The 21,688-nt window shown below is 64.4% G+C and carries 17 protein-coding genes; 8 read left to right on the forward strand and 9 right to left on the reverse strand.

What is annotated here, in order from left to right; all coding sequences use genetic code 11:
- Nucleotides 1–206 precede the first annotated feature (206 nt).
- Complete coding sequence (locus tag GGR03_RS24740) at nt 207–1,295, reverse strand: helix-turn-helix domain-containing protein (protein WP_183207660.1); 1,089 nt, start codon at nt 1,293–1,295, stop codon at nt 207–209.
- Nucleotides 1,296–1,770: 475 nt separating this feature from the next.
- Here GGR03_RS24740 and GGR03_RS10350 point away from each other — a divergent pair, with 475 nt between their 5' ends.
- The 3 genes from GGR03_RS10350 to GGR03_RS10360 all read left to right on the forward strand — a co-directional run bounded on the left by GGR03_RS10350 (nt 1,771) and on the right by GGR03_RS10360 (nt 6,486).
- Nucleotides 1,771–3,321: an AbgT family transporter gene (locus GGR03_RS10350; protein WP_183207662.1), complete on the forward strand. Its 1,551-nt coding sequence runs from the start codon at nt 1,771–1,773 to the stop codon at nt 3,319–3,321.
- A gap of 61 nt (nt 3,322–3,382) precedes the next feature.
- Nucleotides 3,383–4,597, forward strand: coding sequence for a M20/M25/M40 family metallo-hydrolase (locus tag GGR03_RS10355; protein ID WP_183207665.1), 1,215 nt, complete (start codon nt 3,383–3,385; stop codon nt 4,595–4,597).
- 53 nt (nt 4,598–4,650) lie between these two features.
- Nucleotides 4,651–6,486, forward strand: coding sequence for an SLC13 family permease (locus GGR03_RS10360; RefSeq protein ID WP_183207667.1), 1,836 nt, complete (start codon nt 4,651–4,653; stop codon nt 6,484–6,486).
- A gap of 531 nt (nt 6,487–7,017) precedes the next feature.
- On the opposite strand, the gene GGR03_RS10365 is transcribed toward GGR03_RS10360, so the two are convergent.
- The 7 genes from GGR03_RS10365 to GGR03_RS10395 all read right to left on the reverse strand — a co-directional run bounded on the left by GGR03_RS10365 (nt 7,018) and on the right by GGR03_RS10395 (nt 15,722).
- Complete coding sequence (locus GGR03_RS10365) at nt 7,018–9,465, reverse strand: prolyl oligopeptidase family serine peptidase (protein WP_246367795.1); 2,448 nt, start codon at nt 9,463–9,465, stop codon at nt 7,018–7,020.
- Nucleotides 9,466–9,683: 218 nt separating this feature from the next.
- A complete protein-coding gene (locus GGR03_RS10370; RefSeq protein WP_183207669.1) occupies nt 9,684–11,048 on the reverse strand; it encodes a sensor histidine kinase in 1,365 nt (454 codons plus the stop codon).
- A gap of 1 nt (nt 11,049) precedes the next feature.
- Nucleotides 11,050–11,727, reverse strand: a complete 678-nt coding sequence (locus tag GGR03_RS10375; RefSeq protein WP_183207671.1) for a response regulator transcription factor — start codon at nt 11,725–11,727, stop codon at nt 11,050–11,052.
- A gap of 38 nt (nt 11,728–11,765) precedes the next feature.
- Nucleotides 11,766–12,110: a hypothetical protein gene (locus GGR03_RS10380; RefSeq protein WP_246367797.1), complete on the reverse strand. Its 345-nt coding sequence runs from the start codon at nt 12,108–12,110 to the stop codon at nt 11,766–11,768.
- Nucleotides 12,111–12,644: 534 nt separating this feature from the next.
- Entirely contained in the window at nt 12,645–13,475 is an 831-nt protein-coding gene (locus GGR03_RS10385; protein ID WP_183207674.1) for a hypothetical protein, read from the reverse strand.
- A gap of 254 nt (nt 13,476–13,729) precedes the next feature.
- Complete coding sequence (locus tag GGR03_RS10390; protein ID WP_183207676.1) at nt 13,730–15,565, reverse strand: glycoside hydrolase family 15 protein; 1,836 nt, start codon at nt 15,563–15,565, stop codon at nt 13,730–13,732.
- A gap of 16 nt (nt 15,566–15,581) precedes the next feature.
- The gene (locus tag GGR03_RS10395) at nt 15,582–15,722 is read right to left on the reverse strand and encodes a hypothetical protein (protein WP_183207678.1); all 141 of its coding nucleotides are present in this window, start codon (nt 15,720–15,722) and stop codon (nt 15,582–15,584) included.
- Nucleotides 15,723–16,077: 355 nt separating this feature from the next.
- On the opposite strand from GGR03_RS10395, the gene GGR03_RS10400 reads away from it, so the two are divergent.
- Complete coding sequence (locus tag GGR03_RS10400; protein ID WP_183207680.1) at nt 16,078–16,638, forward strand: hypothetical protein; 561 nt, start codon at nt 16,078–16,080, stop codon at nt 16,636–16,638.
- Between the two features lie 114 nt (nt 16,639–16,752).
- Here the strand turns inward: GGR03_RS10400 and GGR03_RS10405 are convergent, their stop codons facing one another.
- Entirely contained in the window at nt 16,753–17,700 is a 948-nt protein-coding gene (locus GGR03_RS10405) for a DUF6454 family protein (protein WP_210292077.1), read from the reverse strand.
- A gap of 440 nt (nt 17,701–18,140) precedes the next feature.
- Between GGR03_RS10405 and GGR03_RS10410 the strand changes: the two genes are divergently transcribed.
- The 4 genes from GGR03_RS10410 to GGR03_RS10425 are packed head-to-tail and all read left to right on the forward strand — an operon-like array spanning nt 18,141 to nt 21,679.
- Nucleotides 18,141–19,274 (forward strand): transporter substrate-binding protein, encoded by a 1,134-nt coding sequence (locus tag GGR03_RS10410; RefSeq protein ID WP_183207682.1) that lies wholly within the window; start codon nt 18,141–18,143, stop codon nt 19,272–19,274.
- Nucleotides 19,271–19,873 carry an ANTAR domain-containing protein gene (locus GGR03_RS10415; RefSeq protein WP_183207684.1) on the forward strand — a complete coding sequence of 201 codons (603 nt, stop codon included), beginning with the start codon at nt 19,271–19,273 and terminating at the stop codon, nt 19,871–19,873. The genes GGR03_RS10410 and GGR03_RS10415 overlap by 4 nt, the downstream gene beginning before the upstream one ends.
- Nucleotides 19,851–20,762: an ABC transporter permease gene (locus GGR03_RS10420; protein ID WP_183207686.1), complete on the forward strand. Its 912-nt coding sequence runs from the start codon at nt 19,851–19,853 to the stop codon at nt 20,760–20,762. The genes GGR03_RS10415 and GGR03_RS10420 overlap by 23 nt, the downstream gene beginning before the upstream one ends.
- Nucleotides 20,759–21,679: an ABC transporter permease gene (locus GGR03_RS10425; RefSeq protein WP_183207688.1), complete on the forward strand. Its 921-nt coding sequence runs from the start codon at nt 20,759–20,761 to the stop codon at nt 21,677–21,679. Before GGR03_RS10420 ends, GGR03_RS10425 begins: the two co-directional genes overlap by 4 nt.
- The last annotated feature ends 9 nt before the right edge of the window (nt 21,680–21,688 follow it).

Here is a 21,688-nt window from a genome sequence, read left to right on the forward strand (position 1 = left end):
CGCAGGGGAAGGCGAGATACGCCGCGCCAGACCCCATGGATGGGCCAGTCGACGCTAGCAACGGCGTCGGAGGCGGGGATCAGCTCAGAATCCCAATCCTGCGCCGGTCATCCCAATTTCAGCGCCGCGATCCCGGTCGACCGCAGTGGCGCATGGGGCCGATCAGACATTCGCGGCGGCCGGCGACGGAGACAGCCTCGGAAGGCTCAGCCCTGGCGACTAGCGGGTATGGCTGCGAAAAGCTGGGAGCCGCCAAGGCCATCGCCGCTGCCTGGTGCTGCCGCCGAACTGAAGGTCGTATTCGGCTGGGCGTCGTGCGGGGCCGGCCCGATCCGGTTTGCGGAAAGCCTTGCAATGCCCCGATCCCGGGCCTCGGTGGGGGTGTAGCCAAACTCCCGTCGGAAGGCCCGGCTAAAGGTCGAATGGTCGGTATAGCCGACCTCGCTGGCGATGATATGGATCGAGTGGCTGTGCGGAGACTCGGTGAGGCTTCGATGGGCCTCGCGCAGTCTTTCGCGATTGATGAAATGGGCAACGCCGCCCGCATTCTCGAAAAGCCGGTACAATTTGGACCGGGACATCGCCATCGACCGTGCCAGCTGGCATGGTCCGAACTCCGGGCAAGCCATGTTCCGCCGAACCACCAGCCGCGCCTGGTCGATCAACAGGGAGGCGAAGGGAACCGCAGCCGTTTCGAGCCGCTCCGGGCGCGGCACGATGCACGCCGCGACCAGCGAGCGTGTCGCTGCGGCCAGTCCGTGAAAATGGTCCGGCGAAATATGCGGGAGCTGGCGCGCCAGGTTTTCCATGAACCCCGCGAGCAGGCTTTCCAGTTCGGGATCGATGTCAGGGGCGGATCCGGGAAACTCAAACGCGTCGCGGCAAAAATCCTTCGGCAGCAATAGCGTCAGCAACTCCCCCGGATGTGGTAGACCCTCGCAAGGCGAGTCCGGCGCATGGAAAGTCAGCCTGCCTTGTTGCGCATCCTCCGGGGGAAGCGAGGTCGGAAGAGCGGACGGCGAACGCGCGAGAACGACGCGCCACCGGTCGCGCCGGTCGTGCCGAGCGGTTGCCCCATCGCCCGCCGGTGAGATCGACCGGGTGAACACGACGTCTCCGAACGTCCAGCAGGACGGACCCGCGGACGGTATCGCCGCGCCGAGATCTATGGGTGCGGCGAGCAAGGAATGCCGGTCACCACTCGGTGCGACGGAGCCCATGCGGTCGGTCGGGAAGCCTGTAAATGAATCATCTTCGACCAACAGCCCGGGACTGTTGACAATAAAAGCCTTCACGACGCTGTCCTCCCGGCAACGCGGTCATAAATACTGATTAACCCACGAATATAATGTCTTCTTATTATTTTCTTATTCAGTCTGTAACTATTGCCACGGTTTGGCAAGGACGCGTCCCGGGAAGCAAATTGTCGCATCTAGAATGAAATATGCAGTGAGTGATTAGATGTTATTCATCAGTCGGACTGGGTATTCCGTGTAATGCTCTTTTTGGATTTGTTGACTGTGTCGCCTGCAAACTAAGGGCTCAGGCGTTCTCGGTGTGTCGGTCGGCCTTTCCCGCCGCAAAGCAAACGCTCGCGCCTCGACTGGCATCAGCTTTGGGACAATTGGCGCAGGATTTGGGATTCTGTGCTGATGTCCAGCTTTCGCGGCGATTTAGTATCACGGTGAGGACGCGGGCGCTGTCCGGAGTTCGTGCTGGAAGCGTCAACTCTCCCATCGCGTTGCAGAACCTTCGGCACGAGGGCTGGTCATGACACTCGCGAGCGCTGCGCCGAAGTCGACGATGCAGAGGTTTCTCGATGGCGTCGAGAAGGTCGGGAACATGGTTCCCCACCCGGTCATCATCTTCCTCATCCTGATCGGCATCGTCATCGCATTATCGGCTGTGCTCAGCCTGTTCGGAACGGCGGTCACGTTCGAGCGGATCAACCCCGAAACGCACGAGATCGAGATCGCGAGTACCGCGATCCGCAGCCTCCTGAACGTCGAGGGCATCCGGTTCATGTATGCCTCGCTGATCCCGAATTTCATGGGTTTCACCGCGGTCGGACTGATGATCGTCGCGATGATCGGCGCGGGCGTTGCCGAGGAGTCCGGGCTGGTGACGGCGCTGATCCGCAAGCTCGTCATCGTCTCGCCGGGCTGGGCGCTGACCTACATCCTCGCCTTCGTCGGCATCCTCGCCAGCATCGCGGCCGACGCGGGCTATCTCGTCCTGATCCCGCTCGCCGGCATCGCCTATCTCGCGGTCGGGCGCCATCCACTGGCCGGCCTGGCGCTGGGCTTTGCGGCCGTCGCCGGCGCCTTCACCGTCAACATGCTGATCAAGCCGCTCGACGCGGTGCTGGTCGAGTTCACCAACGATGCGGCGCATCTGGTCGATCCGAACCGCTCGATCGGCCTTGCCTCCAACGTCTGGTTTTCCTTCGCTTCGGTGCTTTTCCTGACGGTCATCATCGCCTTCATCACCGACCGGATCGTTTCGCCGCGCCTCGGTCCATACAATCCGGCCCTTGCCGCAGAAGGCACGACGACGGAGCAGGGGGCCGTGCTGTCGTCGGAGGAATCCCGTGGCCTGCGCTATGCTGGGCTCGGGCTCTTGGCGCTGATCGCCGTGTTCAGCCTGCTGACGGTTCCGTCCTGGGCGCCGCTGCGCGACCCGACCACCGGCGACCTCATCGGCAACTCGCCGTTCATGAACGGCCTGATCGCGCTGATCATGCTGATGTTCCTGGTGACGGGCTGGGCCTACGGCATCGGCGCCGGCACGATGCGGACGCTGACCGAGGTGATCGCGGCGATCGAAAAGTCGATCAAGAACCTCGGGGGCACGATCTTCCTGTTCTTCGTGCTGAGCCAGTTCGTCGCTTATTTCACCTACACGAATATGGGCACGGTGATGGCGCTCAGCCTGTCGGGCGTGCTGCAATCGGCCAATATCGGGGCCCTGCCGCTGCTGCTCGGCTTCATCGTAGTCGTGGCGATCATCGATCTGCTGCTGACCGGCGCCATCGCCAAATGGGCGATCTTCGCCCCGGTCTTCGTGCCGCTCCTGATGAAGCTCGGTGTCGAGCCGGAAGCCGTGCTGGCGGCCTACCGCGTCGGCGACTCGCCGATGAACGCCATCACCCCGCTCAACGCCTATTTCGCGCTCGTCGTCGGCTTCGCGCAGAAATACGACAAGTCGGCGGGGGTCGGCACGGTCGTCTCGCTGATGCTCCCATACGTCTTGTGGATGTTCGTGCTGTGGACGGCGCTTTTCGCCATCTGGAAAATGCTCGGCCTGCCCTGGGGGGTCTGAGGGAACGACGTCGCGGCACGCCGCCCAGGCATACTCAACTGATCGGATGGAGACCATCTGCATGGACACCGTGAACAATGCTTCCGTTCCCCTCGACGTCGATGGCGCGATCGATCACCTGATGAACTTCCTCTCGGTCGAGGGCGTGACAGGTCACGAGGCGAAGATCGGCGCGGCGGTCGCCGACGCGCTGAAGGCAGTCGGCGTGCCGGCTTCGGCGATCCGCTACGACGACGCCAACACGCGTATTCCGCTACCGACCGAGACCGGCAATCTGATCGTCGATCTGCCCGGGACCCGGCCGGGACCGCGGCTGCTGTTTTCGACCCATCTCGACACCGTGCCGCTTTGCGCCGGCGCCAAGCCGCGCCGCGAAGGTGATCGCATTGTCTCGGACGGTACGACGGCGCTCGGAGGCGATGCCCGCACCGGCGTCGCCATGCTGGTGGTGATCGCGGAAACGCTGATCAAGCATGATTTGCCGCACCCGCCGATCACCCTGCTGTTCACCGTCCGCGAGGAGAGCGGCCTGCACGGGGCGCGGGAGCTCAATCCGGCCGATCTCGGCGGCGCGGTCATGTGCATCAATGTCGACGGCCAGCTCGCCTCGCAGCTGCTGATCGGCGCGGTCGGGCAGGAGAACTGGGAGGTCGAGATCAAGGGCAAGGCGTCGCATGCCGGCGTCGCGCCGGAAAAGGGCATCTCCGCGACACTGGTCGGCGCCATTGCTCTCGCCGAGGCCCGGCGCGCGGGCTGGTTCGGCAAGGTCGTCAAATCCGACGGCGACGGCACCAGCAATGTCGGTATCTTCGGCGGCAAGGACGGCACGGTCGCGGCCGGCGACGCGACCAACGTTGTCACCGATTACGCCTATATCAAGGGCGAGGCGCGTAGCCGCGAGGCTGCCTTCGCGACCAGGATCGCGGACGGCTACCGGCAAGCCTTCTCAATGGCCAGGGACGAAGTAAGGGATGACGAGGGCGCGACCGCGGAAGTCGCCTTCCACCAGAAGCCGTCCTATCCGCCGTTCGAACTCGCCGAGGATGCCCCGGTCGTCCAACGCGCCAGGAAGGCGCTCAAGCTGCTCGGCATTGAGCCGACCCTGCTGTTCTCCAATGGCGGGCTCGATGCAAACTGGCTCGACAAGCACGGCGTCCCGACCATCACCATCGGTGCCGGCCAGGCCGAGATCCATACCATCAAGGAATATGTGAACCTGACCGAATACGAGAAGGGCTGCCGGCTCGGCGTGCTCATGGCGACGCTCGACGACTAGCGACGGCTTGGAACCCGCAGCCGCAGCTATGTCGATGAGGGGGAGCGAAGCGTTTGAGCCCGATAGCCTATACCGGCGTCATCATCGCCGTGGCGGTCGTCCTGTTCATTTCCAACAGGGTGCCGGTTGTCGTCGTCGCCATGCTGACAGCCCTGTCTCTATGGGCGACGGGCGTGCTGACACTGCCGCAGGCCCTTGCCGGGCTCGGCGATCCCGCGGTCATCTTCATCGCCTCGCTCTTCATCGTCAGCTCCGGGCTCGAGGTCACGGGCGTCACGGCCTGGGCCGGCCAACTGCTGATCAAGGGTGCGGGCGAGGAGAGCCGGACGCGTCTCCTGCTCCTGACGATGATCCTGGTCTCGCTGCTGACCGCGCTGATCAGCCTCAACGGTGCCGTCGCCGCGCTGCTTCCGGTGGTCGTCGTCATCGCGGTCCGGCTGAAGCGCAATTCCTCGCAATTGCTGATGCCGCTGGTCTTCGCCGCCCATGCCGGGTCGCTCCTGGCCCTCACGGGATCGCCGGTCAACGTCCTCGTCTCGGAAGCCGGGCAGGATGCGGGATACGGGAGCTTCGGTTTCTTCGAGTTCACGCTGGTCGGGGTGCCGCTCTTGGCCGGCACGATGGCGATCATTATCCTGTTCGGCCAGCGGCTCCTGCCGGAGCGTAACGGCCTGACCATGCCGACGGACTTCAGCCGCCATGCCAAGACGCTGGTCGAGCAGTACGGGCTGGCGAGCGGCATCTACCAGATGCGCGTGCGGGCGAGTTCGCCCTATGTCGGCGCCGCGTCGACCGCGATCGACCTCACCGAGTTCCCCGGCTTGCGCCTCGTCGCCATCCAGGAGGCGGATACCGCGCGTCCGCTGCGGCGGCCGCTCATCGCCGAAGGCGACCATCTGCTGGTGCGGGGGGACGGCGAGAGCGCCGCCATGCTCGCGGCACGTCGACACCTTGCCTTCCGCGAAGAGACGGGCTCGGGAGAAGGCGCCGAAACGCTGTTCAACCAGCGCTCGGGTCTCGCCGAAGTGGTGATCCCGCCGCGTTCCGGCCTGATCGGCGAACGCGTCTTTCCCGGCATGGTCACAGACAGCGGCGATCTGATCGTCCTCGCGGTCCAGCGCGGCGGGGTGGAGATCGTCGGGGAGAACGCCGGCCGGGACGCCGGTGGCATCGGGCTCCAAGCTGGCGACACGATGCTCCTGCAAGGCACCTGGAAAGCCCTCGACATCCATCTCGACGATCCGGACGTGCTGGTGGTGAGTTCGCCGGAAATGGTGCGTCGCCAGGCCGTCCCGATGGGCCCTGGCGCCGTGCAGGCGGTCGTCATCCTGGCCGGAATGGTGCTGCTGCTGGCGACCGGTATCGTGCCGCCCGCGGTGGCCGGGCTGCTTGCCGCCGGTGCGATCATCATGTCCGGGATCATGAGCGTCGAGCAGGCGTACCGGGCGATCAGCTGGACCACGGTCATCCTCGTCGGTGCGATGATGCCGCTCTCGACGGCCATGATCGAGACCGGTGCGGCGACGCTGATGGCCGAGCGCCTCGTCGACATGATCGGTGATGCAGGGCCCCTGGCGCTTCTGGCGGGACTGTTCGTGCTGACGGCGATCATGGGCCAGCTGATCAGCAACACGGCGACGGCGCTCATCGTCATCCCGATCGCGGTTGCGGCAGCCACGAGCATGGGGATCTCGCCGCGCCCGGTGCTGATGAGCACCGCGGTGGCCGCAGCCGGCGCGTTTCTCACGCCGATCGCGACGCCGACCAACCTGATGGTGATGGGCCCCGGCGGCTACGTCTTCAGCGACTATTGGAAGCTTGGCTTGCCGTTGCTCGCCTGGTTCTTCGTCGTGGCAGTTTTCGTCGTGCCGCTGATCTGGCGGTTCTGAATCAGTTCGGCACGCTTGATAGCCTTGCAGGCTGCCATTGGCCACGAGCCGACGGCAGCCTCGACCAAAATACGCCGATCACGGCGATTTGGGAGAACGAGGATTGAGCGCCCGTATCCACCGTGGGTGCAGGCAAATGCGCGCTTGGTTGCGGCATTGACCCGCGAGGACTGTTCCCGTCTCGATCCGTTGGTCCGGAGCCCGGGATGACGAGAACGACCGGGGTCACGATGTCCGAAGCTCTCGTCCAGGTTCCCCTCAAGTCTCCTTGAGGACCGGAAGCCACGATCTCTTCCGAGGGAAAGCCGGTGGCGAGCGTTGATACGGACGCAACAGAAGCACTACTTCGCCTGGAACTGGAGATTGGCGGGCAATCTCACTCGGGACGCGAGATCGCGCTTGGCGCAGCCCTTTCAGGGCTCGGATCCTGCCGTTTATCAAGGCCGAACCACGAGCGGCAGGAAGCCCGGCGCGTGCACTCGAACTGAGCCGGGCTTCTTTCTCGATGAGGAGCAGCGGCCAAAGCGTAGCTTAGTCTCGCAACTTTACGGTCAGACCAGTCCAATGGGCGGCGAACGCCCATTTGTCGGCCATCTCGTCGATCATTCTCTCGATGGACTTACCCGTTCCGTGCCCGGCACTCGTTTCGACGCGCAGGATATGCGGCCTTTCGCCGATGTCGGCAGCTTGAAGAGTGGCGACGTACTTGAACGAGTGGCTCGGCACGACGCGATCGTCGGTATCTGCCGTCGTCGCGAGAATGGCGGGGTAGGGTTCGTTGCCGCTGATGTTGTGCAGGGGCGAGTACGCCATGATGTTCCGGAAGTCCGCCTCGACGGTCGGGCTACCGAACTCCTGCGCCCAAAGCGGCCCCCCGGTGAAGTGCTCGAACCGCAGCATATCCATGACGCCGACACCGGGGAGTGCCGCCGCGAAGAGATCGGGCCGTTGGTTGACGACGGCGCCGACGAGGAGACCACCATTGGATTCGCCGTGGATCGCCAAGCCGTCGGGTGCCGTGATCCCTTCGCCTTTCAGGAACTCGGCTGCCGCAATGAAGTCGTCATAGCTGTTCTGCTTGTGACGTCCCCGTCCGCCCTCATGCCATGCCTTGCCGTACTCGCCGCCGCCGCGGATGTTGGCGACCGCGTAGACCCCGCCTTGTTCGACCCAAGCCATGGCGTCGGGCGAGTAGAAGGGCACCATGGGAATGCCGAAGCCGCCATAGGCCGTCAGCATCGTTGGTGCGGGGCCTGTGAGGTCAGCCCGGCGGACGACGAAGATGGGCACCCGGGTGCCGTCCTTGGACGCGTAGAAGTGCTGGTCGACCCGGATGTTGGCGAGCTCGACCTTCGCGTCGGGCTCGGCCCAGATCGATCGAGTATTGGTCGCCACATCGTAGCGATAGATGCTCGTCGGCGCATCGTGGCTGGTGAAGACGAAGAAGGCCTCGTCATCGCCCGGTCGACCGTGGAAGGCCCCGGCGCTCCCGATCCCGGGAAGTTCGACAGCGCCGTCGGGTGTTCCGTCCAGGCGAAACCGTTCGACTTCGGTCCGGGCATCGATCGTGTAGGCGGCGACAAGCCGGTCGCCGACAAGCGTCGCGACACGAAGGACCGCGTCTTCCCGCTCGGCGATGACCTCGACGGACGCCGGTTCGGGGTCGGCGAGATCCACCGTCACGAGTCTGCCGCGCTGGGCGCCGTCCTGCGTGACCAGGTAAAGCTTCGAACCGATGTTGCCGGCAAGGGTCCACAGGCTTTCGAACGTTCCGACGACGGATCGAACGGTCCACTCCGGTGAGCCAAGATCCACGACGCTCAGCGCGTTGCCGCCCTGAAGGGCCGATGAATAGATGACCGCGTAACGGCCGTCCGGCGTGGTCTCGACGGTCTGGATCGCGGGGATCCCGGTCTGCGGGGCATGGACGACCCGATCCTCGGATTGCGGGGTTCCGAGCGTGTGGAAATAGACCGCATGGTCGGTGACGGGCGTCTCGAAGCTGGCATCCTCGGCCGGTTGGGGATTGCGCGAGTAGAAGAACCCCGAACCGTCCTTGACCCAGGCGATGTTGGTGAAGCGGGCCCAACGTATTTCGTCCTCGAGGATCGTTCCGCTCGCGACGTCGAGAACGCGGATCGTGCGCCAGTCCGCGCCGTCCTCCTGAATGGCGAAGGCGAGATGGGTTCCGTCCTCAGACGGCGACCATTCGGCCAGCGCCGTGGTGCCATCCTCCGACCATTCGTTCGGGTCGATGACGACCCGGTCCGCGCCGTTCGTTCCCTCGCGAACGGTGAGAATGGATTGGGGATCGAGACCGGAATTGCGGACGAAGAAGTAGCGCTCGCCGCGCTTTTCCGGCGTCGACAGCCGTTCGTGATCGTAGAGAGCCGTCAGCCGCTCACGGAAGACGGCGCGGCCCGGCAGATTCGCCAGATACGGCGCCGACAGGCTGTTCTGCGCGTCGACCCAGAGGGCGACTTCGGGCTCGCGCCGGATGTCCTTCTCCAGCCAGCGGTAGGGGTCCGGGATCGAGACGCCAAAGTGCTCGTCGACGATCTGGCCGCGTGTGGTTTCGGGATAATTCATGGAAACGTCCTCGTTTGCGAAGGCGGGTTCGCCGAGAAGGAGGAGGCCGACGCTAAGAACGACCGCAGTGCTCGCTCTCGTGGACGTGTGGGACCGGCCTTTACGATGCGGTATATTAATACCGTGCGGGCAGCCGGAAGCGTATCCAGAACGCTGGACCAAAATCGTGGTCATCGAAAGTCTCCGTTGTCTTTGCGGATCGCCGAACGCTTCTCGGCTGAGCTGCGGGCGACATTGCCGCCTGGTTCGGGCGTGTCCGGGTGCGTTCCCTCTTCGGGATCTTCCGCAGCCTGCGGGAACCATTCTAGGCAGGGCGATTACGGGAAGATTACGCGCCGACGAGAGGCGACAGCTAGGTCGGGGGCAAGAACGCGAGCCCTGCTCCCGCATCCGCGAGTGCGCTCCTCAGCTGCATCGGATGTGAGTCAATTGCACGCCGGATGACTATCGCGCCCACCCCGTCGAACGCGTTTGAGTGGGTGTCCGAACGAAGGGCGAGCCGTCCAAATCCAGGCGCCTTTAAAGGACACTCGGCCATCCTAGGGATCGGAATTACACGGAGCTTACGGGTTCGATCGAACGCGCGAGAAGCGCTCGATCGACTGAGCCTATGAGGCTCGGAGGGATCGCAAGCTGGGCAATGCCCCGGCTCTCCATCTCACGGCGAAGGTGATCCCTCCGGCGTCAGGCACGAGGAGTTCGATGTAACCTTTGTGGCTCTCGATGATCTCGCCCACCATGCTGAGGCCCAGCCCGGCTCCTGCGCCTTGCGGATTGACCCGGTAGAAGGGCTCGAAGATGCGGTGACGCTTTTCGGCAGGAATGCCGGGCCCCTGGTCCGTGACGAGAACCGACCCGTCCACGGCCACGCGAACCGAGATTTCGCCAGCCCCTCCGCCGTGCTGGATCGCATTGCGGATGAGATTACCGAAGGCACGTTCAAGCGCCTCCTCGTCCGCCTGCATCCAGAGCGCATGCGGATCGGCATCGAACGAGATTTCGTACCCTTCTACGATGGCCAGGGGCGCCAGATCGGCGACCACCTTGGGCACCACCCGACAGAGGTCGACGCTCACCCTCTCCCGTGGCTTCTGCCGGTAATTCTCAAGGTCGAGAAGCTGGTGGGCGATCGCCGCGAGCCGCTTGACGCTCCTCTGGAGCTGGAGCTTCTCCTCACCGGGAGGCAGTGTGTCCACGCGGATCTGAAGGACAGCGACCGGCGTTCTGAGTTCGTGCGCTGCGTTGACGAAGAAGCGCTCCGTGGTCTCGAAACCTTCGTCCAGGCGGCGCAACGCCATGTTGATGCCGTTCACGACGGGAAGGATTTCGTCCGGCAGGCTCGCGCGTTCCAGGACGCTGCCGCGCGCCGCGTAGTCCACTTGTCCGAGGCGGTCCGTCAGGACGTTCAGCGATCGGAGCGACCATCGCGTCACCCACGGCACGCCCAGAAGCGTGACGAAGGCTAGGATCAGGGCAGGCACGGCGATGCCGACATTGCCGATCCAGAACGTGATCCCGTGCTCGCTCATCGAGCTGCCGCCGGCGAAGACAGCGACTTCGCCGAACTCCGTCTCGACACGCTCGTATCGCCCCAGCCGCTCGGGGCTGTCGACATAGCCGCGCATCTCGACGCTGCGAAAGCTTCGCAGAAAGGGAGCTTGCTCGAGGATGTCGGCGGGAATCTCGCCATGCCGAATGGTCGAGCCATCGGGTAAATCTATCATGAACCAGAGCGTGGGCCACGTCGCGATAGTCTTCGCGAGCGCAGGCGAGGGGGAGAACTCCACCTCGCCGCTATCCGCGACCTGCAACGAGTCCATAAGATCCTTTCTCAGCCAGACCGAGGGGAGGCCGTCGTTCTGCGAAAGGCTCGAGATCGCGTAGAGAACGAGGCCAAACGAGACGGCAATGGCGAAGAGCTGAAGGGCGAGGAAACCGAGCGTAAAGCGCCAGCGGAGCGAATGGGCTTTCATCTCATGTGGGCTCGTGAAGAAAGTAGCCAATGCCGCGCAGGTTCTTCACGACGAGTCCGCATCCGGCCTCGGCCAGCTTTCGGCGAAGACGGGAGACGTTCGCTTCGAGCGAGTTCGACTGGATCTCGTCGTCGTAGGAGTAGACAGTTTCCTCTAGCGTTCCGCGCATGACCGTCCTCCCCCGGTTTCGAAGGAGCGCTTCTAGGATCAGAAGTTCCCGGCGCGCGAGCGGCAGCTTCTCCCCTTCGACATGGACGTCGCGTGAAATCGGATCGTAGGTCAGGTTGCCGGCGACAAGAAGCTTCTCCGGGATAAACACCGACGTGCGACGACGTACGGCCTTCAGCCTCGCGACGAGTTCGTCGACCTCGAACGGCTTGGCCAGGTAATCATCCGCTCCTTCGTTCAGCCCGGTGATCCGGTCCTTGGCCGTCCCCATGGCCGAGACGATGATGGTGCGGGGTGAAGGTTCAAGCGCTTGCACTTCGACCAAGAGCGCCTTTCCGTCGCCATCCGGCAATTGGCGATCGATCAGAAGGAAGTCGTAACTGTTGCTGGCGATCGCTTCGCGAGCGACCGCCAGGTCAGAAGCAACATCCAGGACGATATCCCGACGCGCCAGCGCGGTGCGCAAGGCGTCCGCCATCTCTGGATCGTCCTCGACGAGAAGAACCTTCATACGCTTTCCATAGTGTGGAGTAACTGAGCGGTGGCCGGTCAGTCCCGCCGCCTGTCCCTCATCTCCTGAGCGGTGCGTGCCATTTCCTGGTTCAGGTAGGCCTGTTGGGTGAACCGGAGCATCTCGTCGTCTCTCCGTTGCTGCTGCTGGAGCATGCACCGCGTGTGCGTGGGAGACCCGTAGGTGGCGCCCATGTTGGCGCAGGTGCCCTGGTCCTGAGCGAGCTGTTCCTGAGGCGAAACGCACCCTGCGAGCGTGCCAGAAACACCGAAAAAGAGAAGGGCTGCGGACACCCGCATGGTCGAACGGTTCATGAAGATGGCTCTTTGTTTGTCGCTGCGTAGCGGTTTGCAAAGCGCGACATTGCCTTCACTGCCGCGCATGGACACCATCCTGCCGTCCAGAGTTACGCCAACATTACGACGTTCACGAGTGCGATCGGAGCACTTGTCGCTCTGCGTGAATGTCTGAGTGTACTTCTCCAGCCGTCGAACAACCTGGTCGGATTGACAGTCTGAACGGCAGCTATCGGCTTCCGCCCGGGCCGAAACCGGACAGGCCGCTTACGGCCCAGGCCGGTCGAACGGCAAACGCCAGCTTCGGCGGAAATGCCCGTCGCCCAGCCCCTCGACCAGCCAGCCAAAGGAATACTCGAAATCCGCTGTCGCCTCGAGCGTCGCCGGTAGGTCGCCGGTCTCCCTCAGTCGTTCGAAATGCTCAGTGTTACCGCCGTTTCATTGCCCTGCCTCCAAATCACGCCACCGCTTACGAAATCCGAGAGCACGCGAGCTTGTTGCGGAACTTCAGCTGGTTGCGGGTACGCAGCAGTGACACCGCGACAGATGAAAGCGACGCCGTCGGCACACTCAACGCGATTGGCTCTGCCTCAGCCAAACCTGTCGCGGTCTACTGTGTCATTAGCCTGCGGGGCCCGGCTTTTTGACACATTCGGGATTGCGGACGAGGCGACCTTCAAACGTCATATTGGGGTTTAGTTCACGCAATCGATCATGAAATGATTGAGCTTCGGCAGCCCGCTCCCAGCGATGGCCTTCCGTCCAGCCCCGCTCAGCGGAGGCGATTACGAAATCAATAAATTGAAGCCCTGAGAGTTGGCAGTGTAGGCCAACAAGAGAGCCATCCGATGCTGCGCTTCGGGCTCCTTCGTTTTCGTCAATTGAGTGGACCCATTCCGCGAAAATCTCGTGCGTTATCATACTGTCGACGAAGCGACGCTCCTCAAGAACGAAGCGTGTGCGGCCGACGTCGAAGCGTCGTGCCGTGAACCAAATCCGGATAAAATGAATTGCGAGATAAATTGCAGCGCTTGCGAAAGCCGCGCGGTAAATGATCAGCAAAACAGCCAGTGCCCAGTGCTTTCGAGTATCGAGTTCGGCGGACCCTGGTAGATTAATATTGTAGACTTCCATGAGATCGAGCAAGACACCCTTGATCGCTTGGTCAATAAGAAAAATTAGGATGCCGATGAAGTCGCCGTTTGATTCGAATACGGCGGCGGGATCCCAGCTTCTCCCGGCTGCATAGATCGCAAGAGCAGCGGATGGTAGGATCAAGGCGACCAATGCAGGCCCAAGGACGCCAATTTGAAAAATGGCACGTAATTGTTCGCGCCAGTCGGACATGGGGCCGAACTTCGCCCCATCACGATTCAGTATGATCAGTGCGAGCAGTAATAATGCAGTAAATATAGCGAAGGTTAAAGAGATTGCGCCCCAGAGCATGGCCATTGCAATGGATTCCTTCTCATTAAGACGCTATGCAGAGCGAAGCGGTTCCTGTGCCAACTCGGGATCAGCCGCTGCGAGCTCCCGGTGGGGAACTCTGGCGCGCAGCGCTGCGGGCTCATGAGAAGCGGATCTGGATGCCATTGCCAAGCTCTTTGAAAGAGCTTGCGGAACGGCTGGAAATCCGAGGGATTAGTGGCGCCATCTCGCCTGCCGGGTGCCCTGTCCTTGAAGCCGCCTCCGACCTATTGGCTCGATCAAGGCTGCCACGTCGGCCGATGCGCTGGATCGAGGCTCCGGTCGACGAAATAGGCGGCGCTGATGAACGCGAGATGGGTGAGTGCCTGCGGCAGGTTGCCGAGCTGCAGCCCGCGGGCGTCGACTTCCTCCGAGAAGAGCCCCAGACGATTGGCGTAGGACAGGCCCTTCGCCAGCATCAACTGTGCCTCGTCCAGGCGCCCCGCGCGAGCAAGGCATTCCGCGTACCAGAAGGTGCAGGTCGTGAACGCGCCTTCGCCGCCCTCGAGGCCGTCGGCGTTGCGGTAGCGGTAAACGAGGCCGTCGTCGCAGAGTTGGTCGCCGATGGCGTCGAGCGTCTTCAGCCAGACGGGATCGGTGGACGAGACGAAGCGCACGAGTGGCATCATCAGAAGCGCCGCGTCGAGCTCGGTGCCACCACGCTCCTGGACGAAATACCCGTGATCAGGATGGCGGAAGTTGCTCCAGATGTCGTCCACGATGGCATCGCGGCACTGCGCCCACACCGTCAGGGGAGCGGGCAGGGAGCGCTTTCGCGCAAGACGGATGGCCCGGTCGAGCGCGACCCAGCACATCATCCGGGAGTGCAGGAAATGTCGCGGCTCCGAGCGCATCTCCCAGATACCGGCATCCGCCTCCTGCCAGTGGCGCATCACGTAGTCGACAATGCCGATCACGTGTTGCCACCCTTCATGGCTGATCGCAGAGCCGTATTTGTTGGACAGGTAGACGCTGTCCATCAGCTCTCCGAAGACGTCGAGCTGGACCTGGCTCCGTGCGTCGTTGCCGATCCGCACGGGCCGGCTGGAGGCATAGCCGGAGAGGTGCTCAAGCTCCATCTCCTCCCGCGCCTCCGACCCGTCGAGAGCGTACATGACGCGGACGGGACTGCCGTCTCCCGCAGCGACGACGTGGCGGCCCATCCAGCGCCGGAAATGCTCGGCATCCTCCACAAAGCCCAGCCGCATCAAGGCATAGACCGTGAAGGATGCATCCCGAATCCACGTCGCTCGGTAGTCCCAGTTCCGGCCAGCGCCCGCGGCCTCCGGCAGCCCGAACGTCGCCGCGGCGGCGATCGAACCCTCCTTGGCCGAAATCAGCAGCTTGAGCGCCAGCGCCGAGCGCAGCACCTGCTCACGCCAGCGCCCCTTGTAGTTCGCCCGGCTGAGCCACCTGCGCCAGGCCGAGACGGTCGACGCGATCTCGGCCTCGATCATCTCGTCGTTCGGCTCGACCAGACTGTCCTCCCCGAGGACGAACCAGGCGCTCTCTCCCGCCTTCAGGGTGAAGGTCGCGGTCGCCTTGCCCGGCCCTGCGGAGAGCGGCACGGAGGAGAACAGCTTCAGGGCAAGGTCGCGGCCGGAAAAGCGGACGCCGTTGTCCGCCACGGCCACGTCCGGAATCTCCCGCGCATAGTCGAAGCGCGGCTCGCAGATGGCCGTGAAGGTGACCCCTCCCTTCGTTGCCGATACCCGTCTGATAAGGCATCGGGCGTTCCGGTCGGGGTGCACCCGAGCCGCCGGGTGCGGCATGAGGTCAAGCACCTCCGCGCTGCCATCCTCCGCCATCCAGCGGGTGATCAGCACGTTGGTGTCCGGAACGTAGAGATGTTGGTGGCGAGCCCGATCGAGCGTCGGTTGGATCGAGAAAGCACCTCCCCGGCCATGGTCGAGGAGGTCCGCAAAGATCGTCGGACTGTCGAGAACCGGCCAACAGAGATAGTCGATCGTCCCGTCCCGGGCGACGAGCGCGGCGGTCTCGAGATCGCCGACGATGCCGTGGTCGCCGATGGAGCGGGCCGGCAGCACGCCATCCGCCTGAAGTGATTCAGCCATTCTCGCAGAACTCGGGTTAGAGGAACATGCCGCCGCCGTCGCACAGCGTCGTTCCGGTCGGCGGGAAGACACTGCCTAAGAAGGGCAGGGCATCGACGTCGCCGACTTCGGGAGCGACATGGTTCACCCGGACAAGGCGTTGCTTGGACGTCGTCATGCCGTGCTCCTCAAGCTGTCGCGGCCGATAGCACGCCAGCGGCAATGGACAGAGCTAGCGACAAGGTTGTCCGCATGAAGGCAGCTCAGTCGACTTTGGCGAGAGGCAGGAAGGTCTGGGCATGGTTTCCCGGCATGGCTTCATAGCGGCCGTTCAGTTCAGGCACGACCTGCGATGGCGAAGACCGCCATGCTCACGCCTCCGCCCCATCGTGGAAAGGCCGGGTATTGGAGAAATGCGCCGCTCATGGATCGGCCACGATTCGACTACATGAAGGTTTCGGGCTTAGCGGACACGTCCTGCCATGGGCAGGCTGTGGGATCGCCCAATTTCACCTCGTATAGGACCGGGCACCATGTCGACGACTGACTATCCTGACCTCGAAATCAACATCGACGACATCCTTGAAGAGAATCCCGAGGATAAGAAGGAAACGCCGCTCCGGCCTGGGGCCAGTACCGCTCCCGTCAGCGGCGGGTCGCGGACTGCAGCGCCGACCGAGCAGCCGTGGCGCATTGACGGCGGTCTGCACGGCATCGGCGACGATCTGGAAAATCGCGTCCGGAGTTGGAGAAACCTGGTCCGGCTTCTCAAGCAGCACCGTCCACAGCTCGAAACGGCCGCGGCAGAGCGCGAAAAGCTGATCGAGGCGCTCGGCCGCATCGTGCCTGAAGTGGTGGCGAGCGGCGCAACGCTGAAGACGGCACTGGACAAGACGCAGTCCGGCGACCTCTCCGACAATCTGGCCGGCCACTTCAGCAAGAACCTCAAGGCTCTTGAGGAGTTGGAAGAGGTTGCGGAGGCGCTCACCGGCAACCTCGTCTGGATGCGATCGGTGTGGGAGCAGTATGCGCGCACCATCGTCCAGGCGCAGACCATGCGAGAGGAAATGGAGAAGAGCGGGAACCGAAGCTAGGGCCAGCCCAGCCTAAGATGCTCGGCGTCCCGCGGCACCCGCTGCGCCGGGAAGGGCAGGCGGGTCGCGGCGATGGCGATCAGCGCGTCGCCGGTCTTGGCAAGCCGATAGCGGCTACTGCGTCGCTGCCTCGTAAATGAAGATCGTCGACTGGTCGTCGTCTGGCATGAAGTAGCCTCGCAGACCGGTCGGCGTTGCCTCCAGGAAGGTCGGGTTCTGCGTCATCGGCAGGCCGGAAGGTGCCCAAAGTTCGATCGGCACCTGCCAGATCGGACGGTTGTCTTTCAGGTCGACGACCTCGAGCCCGCCGAGCCGGAAGGGCGTGGCGTCAGGGGCAACGCGGTAGGCGTTCAACCCGGAGCAGGCCATCCGGCCGGCGCTCACGTACTTGCAGTCCTGATAGTCGATGTATTGCGCCGGATTGGCCACCCGTAGGCTGGCCGGATCAGCAGCGGCATTCGCTACCGTGCCGTCATCTTTGAGTGGCCAAGCATAGAAGCGCCGTGATCCCCAACTCACGCCGTGCAGGGTGTCGGCATCGGTATCATATACCAGACCGCCGACATGGTCGCCGAAGCGGAGCACCTCTTCTGCCTTCATGCTCTTCGGATCGACGCGATAGATGATAGAGCGACCGTCGGGCCGGTACTCCGCGACAGGCACCCAGATATGACGACCGTCGAAATCGATGCCGCCCGGATGGTAGATGGAGCCCTCGCCGAGCCTCAGGGATCCAAGGAGCCGGCCGTCGGCGTCGATGCGGAAAAGGTGGCCTCGCCCTTCGCCCTCGTCACGGTCGTAGCCACCGCGCGGGGTCTCGTAGCGCGTCGTCGGCTTGATGATCTCGACGGACGAGACGAAGAACTCGTCGCCGATCCGCACCATGCCCTGAGGATGGAAGGTGGGGAAGGGCAGCTTGATCTCATCCGTCTTCTGCCACTTTGTCCCACGGGTGAGTTGAAGGATCCGGTCACCAACCGTTCCGTCCGCCGCAAGCGACGGCGTGAGCGAGAGGGCACATACCGTGGCCACCAGAGCGGCGCGAGTTAAGATGCGTTGCATGACCAGTCCTCTCCCCCTGCCTGTCGGGTGGAGCGGATCTCAAGCAGACAATCATGACATGCGTTGAACGGACAAAGCGTCGGCAGCGGTGGGGCGGATCGCTTCTGCCAGGCTACCAGCCGGACGAGGGGAGGGCGGCAGCTTCGGCGGGCCCCTTTCCCGGATGCGGACCAATGGATTTCCATCCAACCCCGCCCATCGTGGGCCAGCCGAAGGAAGCACGGAATTGAGCGGAGTGTTTCGACCAAGATCGACCTTCCATAGGACCTGCCTCGCTTAGAAAATAGGCATGCCTTGGTGCAAGGCAGGGACACTTGACTCATCCTTGGCCCCTGCTAGGCTGACCTCACATACCGGCCCTGATCGCCGGACGGCATTCGAGCCTCGCCCGCCCGTCGATCCATCTCGACGAGCGGCGGGGCTTTTTTCATGGGATCGACGTGAAGCGACGCATCGAGATCGGCATCCTCTACTCGCGTTCCGGCAACTATCAGCTGTTGTCCGACGCCTGCCGCGCCGGCGCGATGAGCGCCATCGCGGCGGTCAATCGCGATCCGGCGGTAAGCGTCGAGTTCGTGCCGGTCGAGCGTGATCCGCAAGGGCGGGTCGAGCGCTATGCGCCGCTCTGCGAGGAGATCCTGCGGGGCAGCGAGGCGCGCCACGTCATCGGCTGCATCACCTCTTGGAGCCGCAAGGAAGTCATCCCGGTGCTCGAGAAGACCGGCGGGACGCTCTGGTATGCCTGCCCCTACGAGGGGTTCGAATCGAACGACCACGTCGTCTACATGCATGCCTGCCCGAACCAGCATCTGGTGCCGCTGCTCGGCCATGTCGTGCCGCGCTTCGGCGCCGACGCCTTCCTCGTCGGCTCGAACTACATCTGGGGCTGGGAGACCAACCGCGTCGCCCGCGACCTGATCGGCGATGCCGGTGGCCGCGTGCTCGGCGAGCGCTATCTGCCGCTCGGCGACACCGACGTCTCCCGGCTGATCGACGAGATCCGCGCGACGCGGCCGAACTTCGTCCTCAACCATTTGATCGGCCCGTCCTCCTACGCCTTCTTCGCCGCCTATGAGGAACTGGCGCGCGAGGACCCGTATTTCGCCGCCGCGTCCTGCCCGATCCTCTCCTGCAACCTGACGGAGATCGAACTGCCCGCGATCGGCGCGGCGGCCGAGGGCCACATCGCCGTCGGCCCGTATTTCCACGACCGCGCGAAGCCCTGGCCGGACCCGGCGACGGCACCGGAATTTTCCTCGCGCCCGTCCTCCTTCTTCGCCGCCGCCCACAGCGCCGTGCTGGTTCTGGCCGACCGCCTTGCCGCCGAGCCGGCGGGCGGAACGGCGGGCCGCATCCCGGACTTCGCCGGCCGGCGCTTCGCGACTCCCTTCGGCGAGATCGGCATTGATCCGCAGACCCAGCATGCAAGCCTGCCGGTGCGGATCGGCCGGGTGCGGGACGGCGGTTTCGACGTGGTCGAGGAGAGCGCCCGCCTCGTCGACCCCGATCCCTACCTGTCGCGCTACGACCCGGCGAAGGTGTTCCCGCGCCCCAGCCTGAGGGCCGTCTCGTGACGCGCCGCAGCCGCATCCCCAATCTCGGCGGGGCAAAGGCCTTCGTGCTGCATCCGCCGCATGCGACCACCGCGGCGCTGTTGCGCCAGCTGGCGGCGATCGGCCTCGACCCGGTCGAGTGCTGGCCGGACCTGCCGGCCGAGGCGCTGGTCGCCGACTTCGTCTTCTTCGACGCCGATCTCGGCTACGACGCGCAGTTTCCCTGGGCGCCGGGCGAGGCGCCGATGCCGATGATCGCGCTGATCGGCTCCGAAGCGCCGGGCCGCATCGAATGGGCGCTGTCGCACGGCGCCCATTCCCATCTCGTCAAGCCGGTGGCCAATTCCGGCATCTATTCCGCGCTCCTCATCGCCCGCCAGGGCTTCGAGGCTCGCCAAAGCCTCGCCGACGAGGTGCGCGGGCTGAAATCGCGCGTCGCCGAGCGCCAGACCATCGTGCGCGCCGTCGTCGCGCTCGGCGCCGGCGGGGTCGGCGAGGAGCGCGCCTATGCCCAGCTGCGGGCGCTGTCGATGAGCTGGCAGACGACGATCGAGGAGGCGGCGCGCCGCGTCCTGGCACTCGAGGAGGGAGGGCGCGATGAGCGGGCAAATCGTCTCTGAGCCGCTGCCCACCGTGGCGGCTCCCCTGCCGAAGCCGGCGAGCGTGCTGGTGCAGCTCTTGCGCCGGCCGCTGGCGGTGATCGGCCTCGTGATGATCCTTATCACCGTCGGCGGCGCCATCGCCGCGCCGTGGCTGACCGCCTACGGCCCCAACGACCAGCTCTTCGACGGGCTGACGCTGGAGGGCGCGCCGATGCCGCCCGGCGGCGCCTACATCCTCGGCACCGACCTGCTCGGCCGCGACCTGCTGACGCGCATCCTCTACGGCGCCCGCACCTCGCTGATCATCGGCATCGTCGCCAACGGTGTCGCGCTGATCATCGGCACGCTGGTGGGCGTCACCGCCGGCTTCTTCCGCGGCTGGATCGGCGCGATCCTGATGCGCTTCACCGATTTGATGATGGCCTTCCCGGCGCTGCTTCTGGCGATCTGCCTCGCCGCGGTGCTGTCGCCGAGCCTGTGGATCGTCGCAATGGTCATCGCGCTGGTCAACTGGGTGCAGACCGCGCGCATCGTCTTCGCCGAGACGAGCTCGCTCGCCGAGCGCGAGTTCATCGACGCCGAGCGCGCCATCGGCGCCTCGACGCCGCGCATCCTGTTCCGCCACATCCTGCCGCATCTCCTGCCGACGATCATCGTCTGGGGCACGCTCGGCATCTCGACGACGGTGCTGCTCGAGGCGACGCTGTCCTATCTCGGCGTCGGCGTGCAGCCGCCGACTGCCTCCTGGGGCAACATCATCTTCGAGAACCAGACCTATTTCCAGGCGGCGCCCTGGCTGGTGTTCTTCCCCGGCGCGGCGATCCTTTCGCTGGCGCTCGCCTTCAACCTCGTCGGCGACGCGATGCGCGACATCCTCGATCCCACCCAGCGGGGGCGTCTGTCATGATCGCCTATCTCGCCCGCCGATTGGTCCAGTCTGCGCTGATCCTCCTCGGCGTCTCGCTGATCACCTTCGCGCTGCTCTATCTGCTGCCGGCCGACCCGGTACGCCAGATCGCCGGCCGCAGCGCGACGGCCCAGACCGTCGAGAACATCCGCCGCGAACTCGGCCTCGACCAGCCCTTCCTCGTCCAGTACGGGCGCTATCTTTACGGCCTGCTGCAGCTGGATCTCGGCCGCTCCTATTTGCAGCGCTCGGAAGTCTCGGAGCTGATCGCAGCAAGGCTGCCGGCGACGCTGCTCCTGATGCTCGGTGCCATCGTCTGCGAGCTCGTCCTCGGCCTGACCATGGGGCTGGTGGCGGCGCTCCGGCGCGGCACCGCCACCGACCAGGCGCTGATGGTCGGCTCCTTCGTCGGCGTCTCGGCGCCGCAATTCGTCGTCGGCCTGCTGCTTCTCTACGTCTTCGCGGTGCGCCTCGGCTGGTTCCCGATCGGCGGCTACGGCACCTTCGCCCACCTTGTCCTGCCATCCCTCACGCTCGGCATCCTCGGCGCCGGCTGGTACTCGCGGATGATGCGATCCTCGATGATCGACGTCCTGCGCCAGGACTATATCCGCACGGCACGCGCCAAGGGCCTCGCCCGCTATACCGTGCTGTTCCGCCACGCGCTGCCCAACGCCATCCTGCCGGTGATAGCGATGATCGGCATCGACATCGGCCTGTTCATGAGCGGCATCGTCGTCGTGGAAAGCGTCTTCGGCTGGCCCGGCATTGGCCAGCTTGCATGGCAGGCGATCCAGCGGGTCGACATCCCGATCATCATGGGCGTCACCCTGGTCTCGGCCTGCGCCATCGTCATCGGCAATCTCCTGGCCGATCTCGTCTCGCCGTTCATCGATCCCCGGATCAAGCTCCAGTAACCCCTCACG

The sequence above is a fragment of the Aurantimonas endophytica genome (genome assembly GCF_014196845.1).
Classification (GTDB): Bacteria; Pseudomonadota; Alphaproteobacteria; order Rhizobiales; family Rhizobiaceae; genus Aurantimonas; species Aurantimonas endophytica.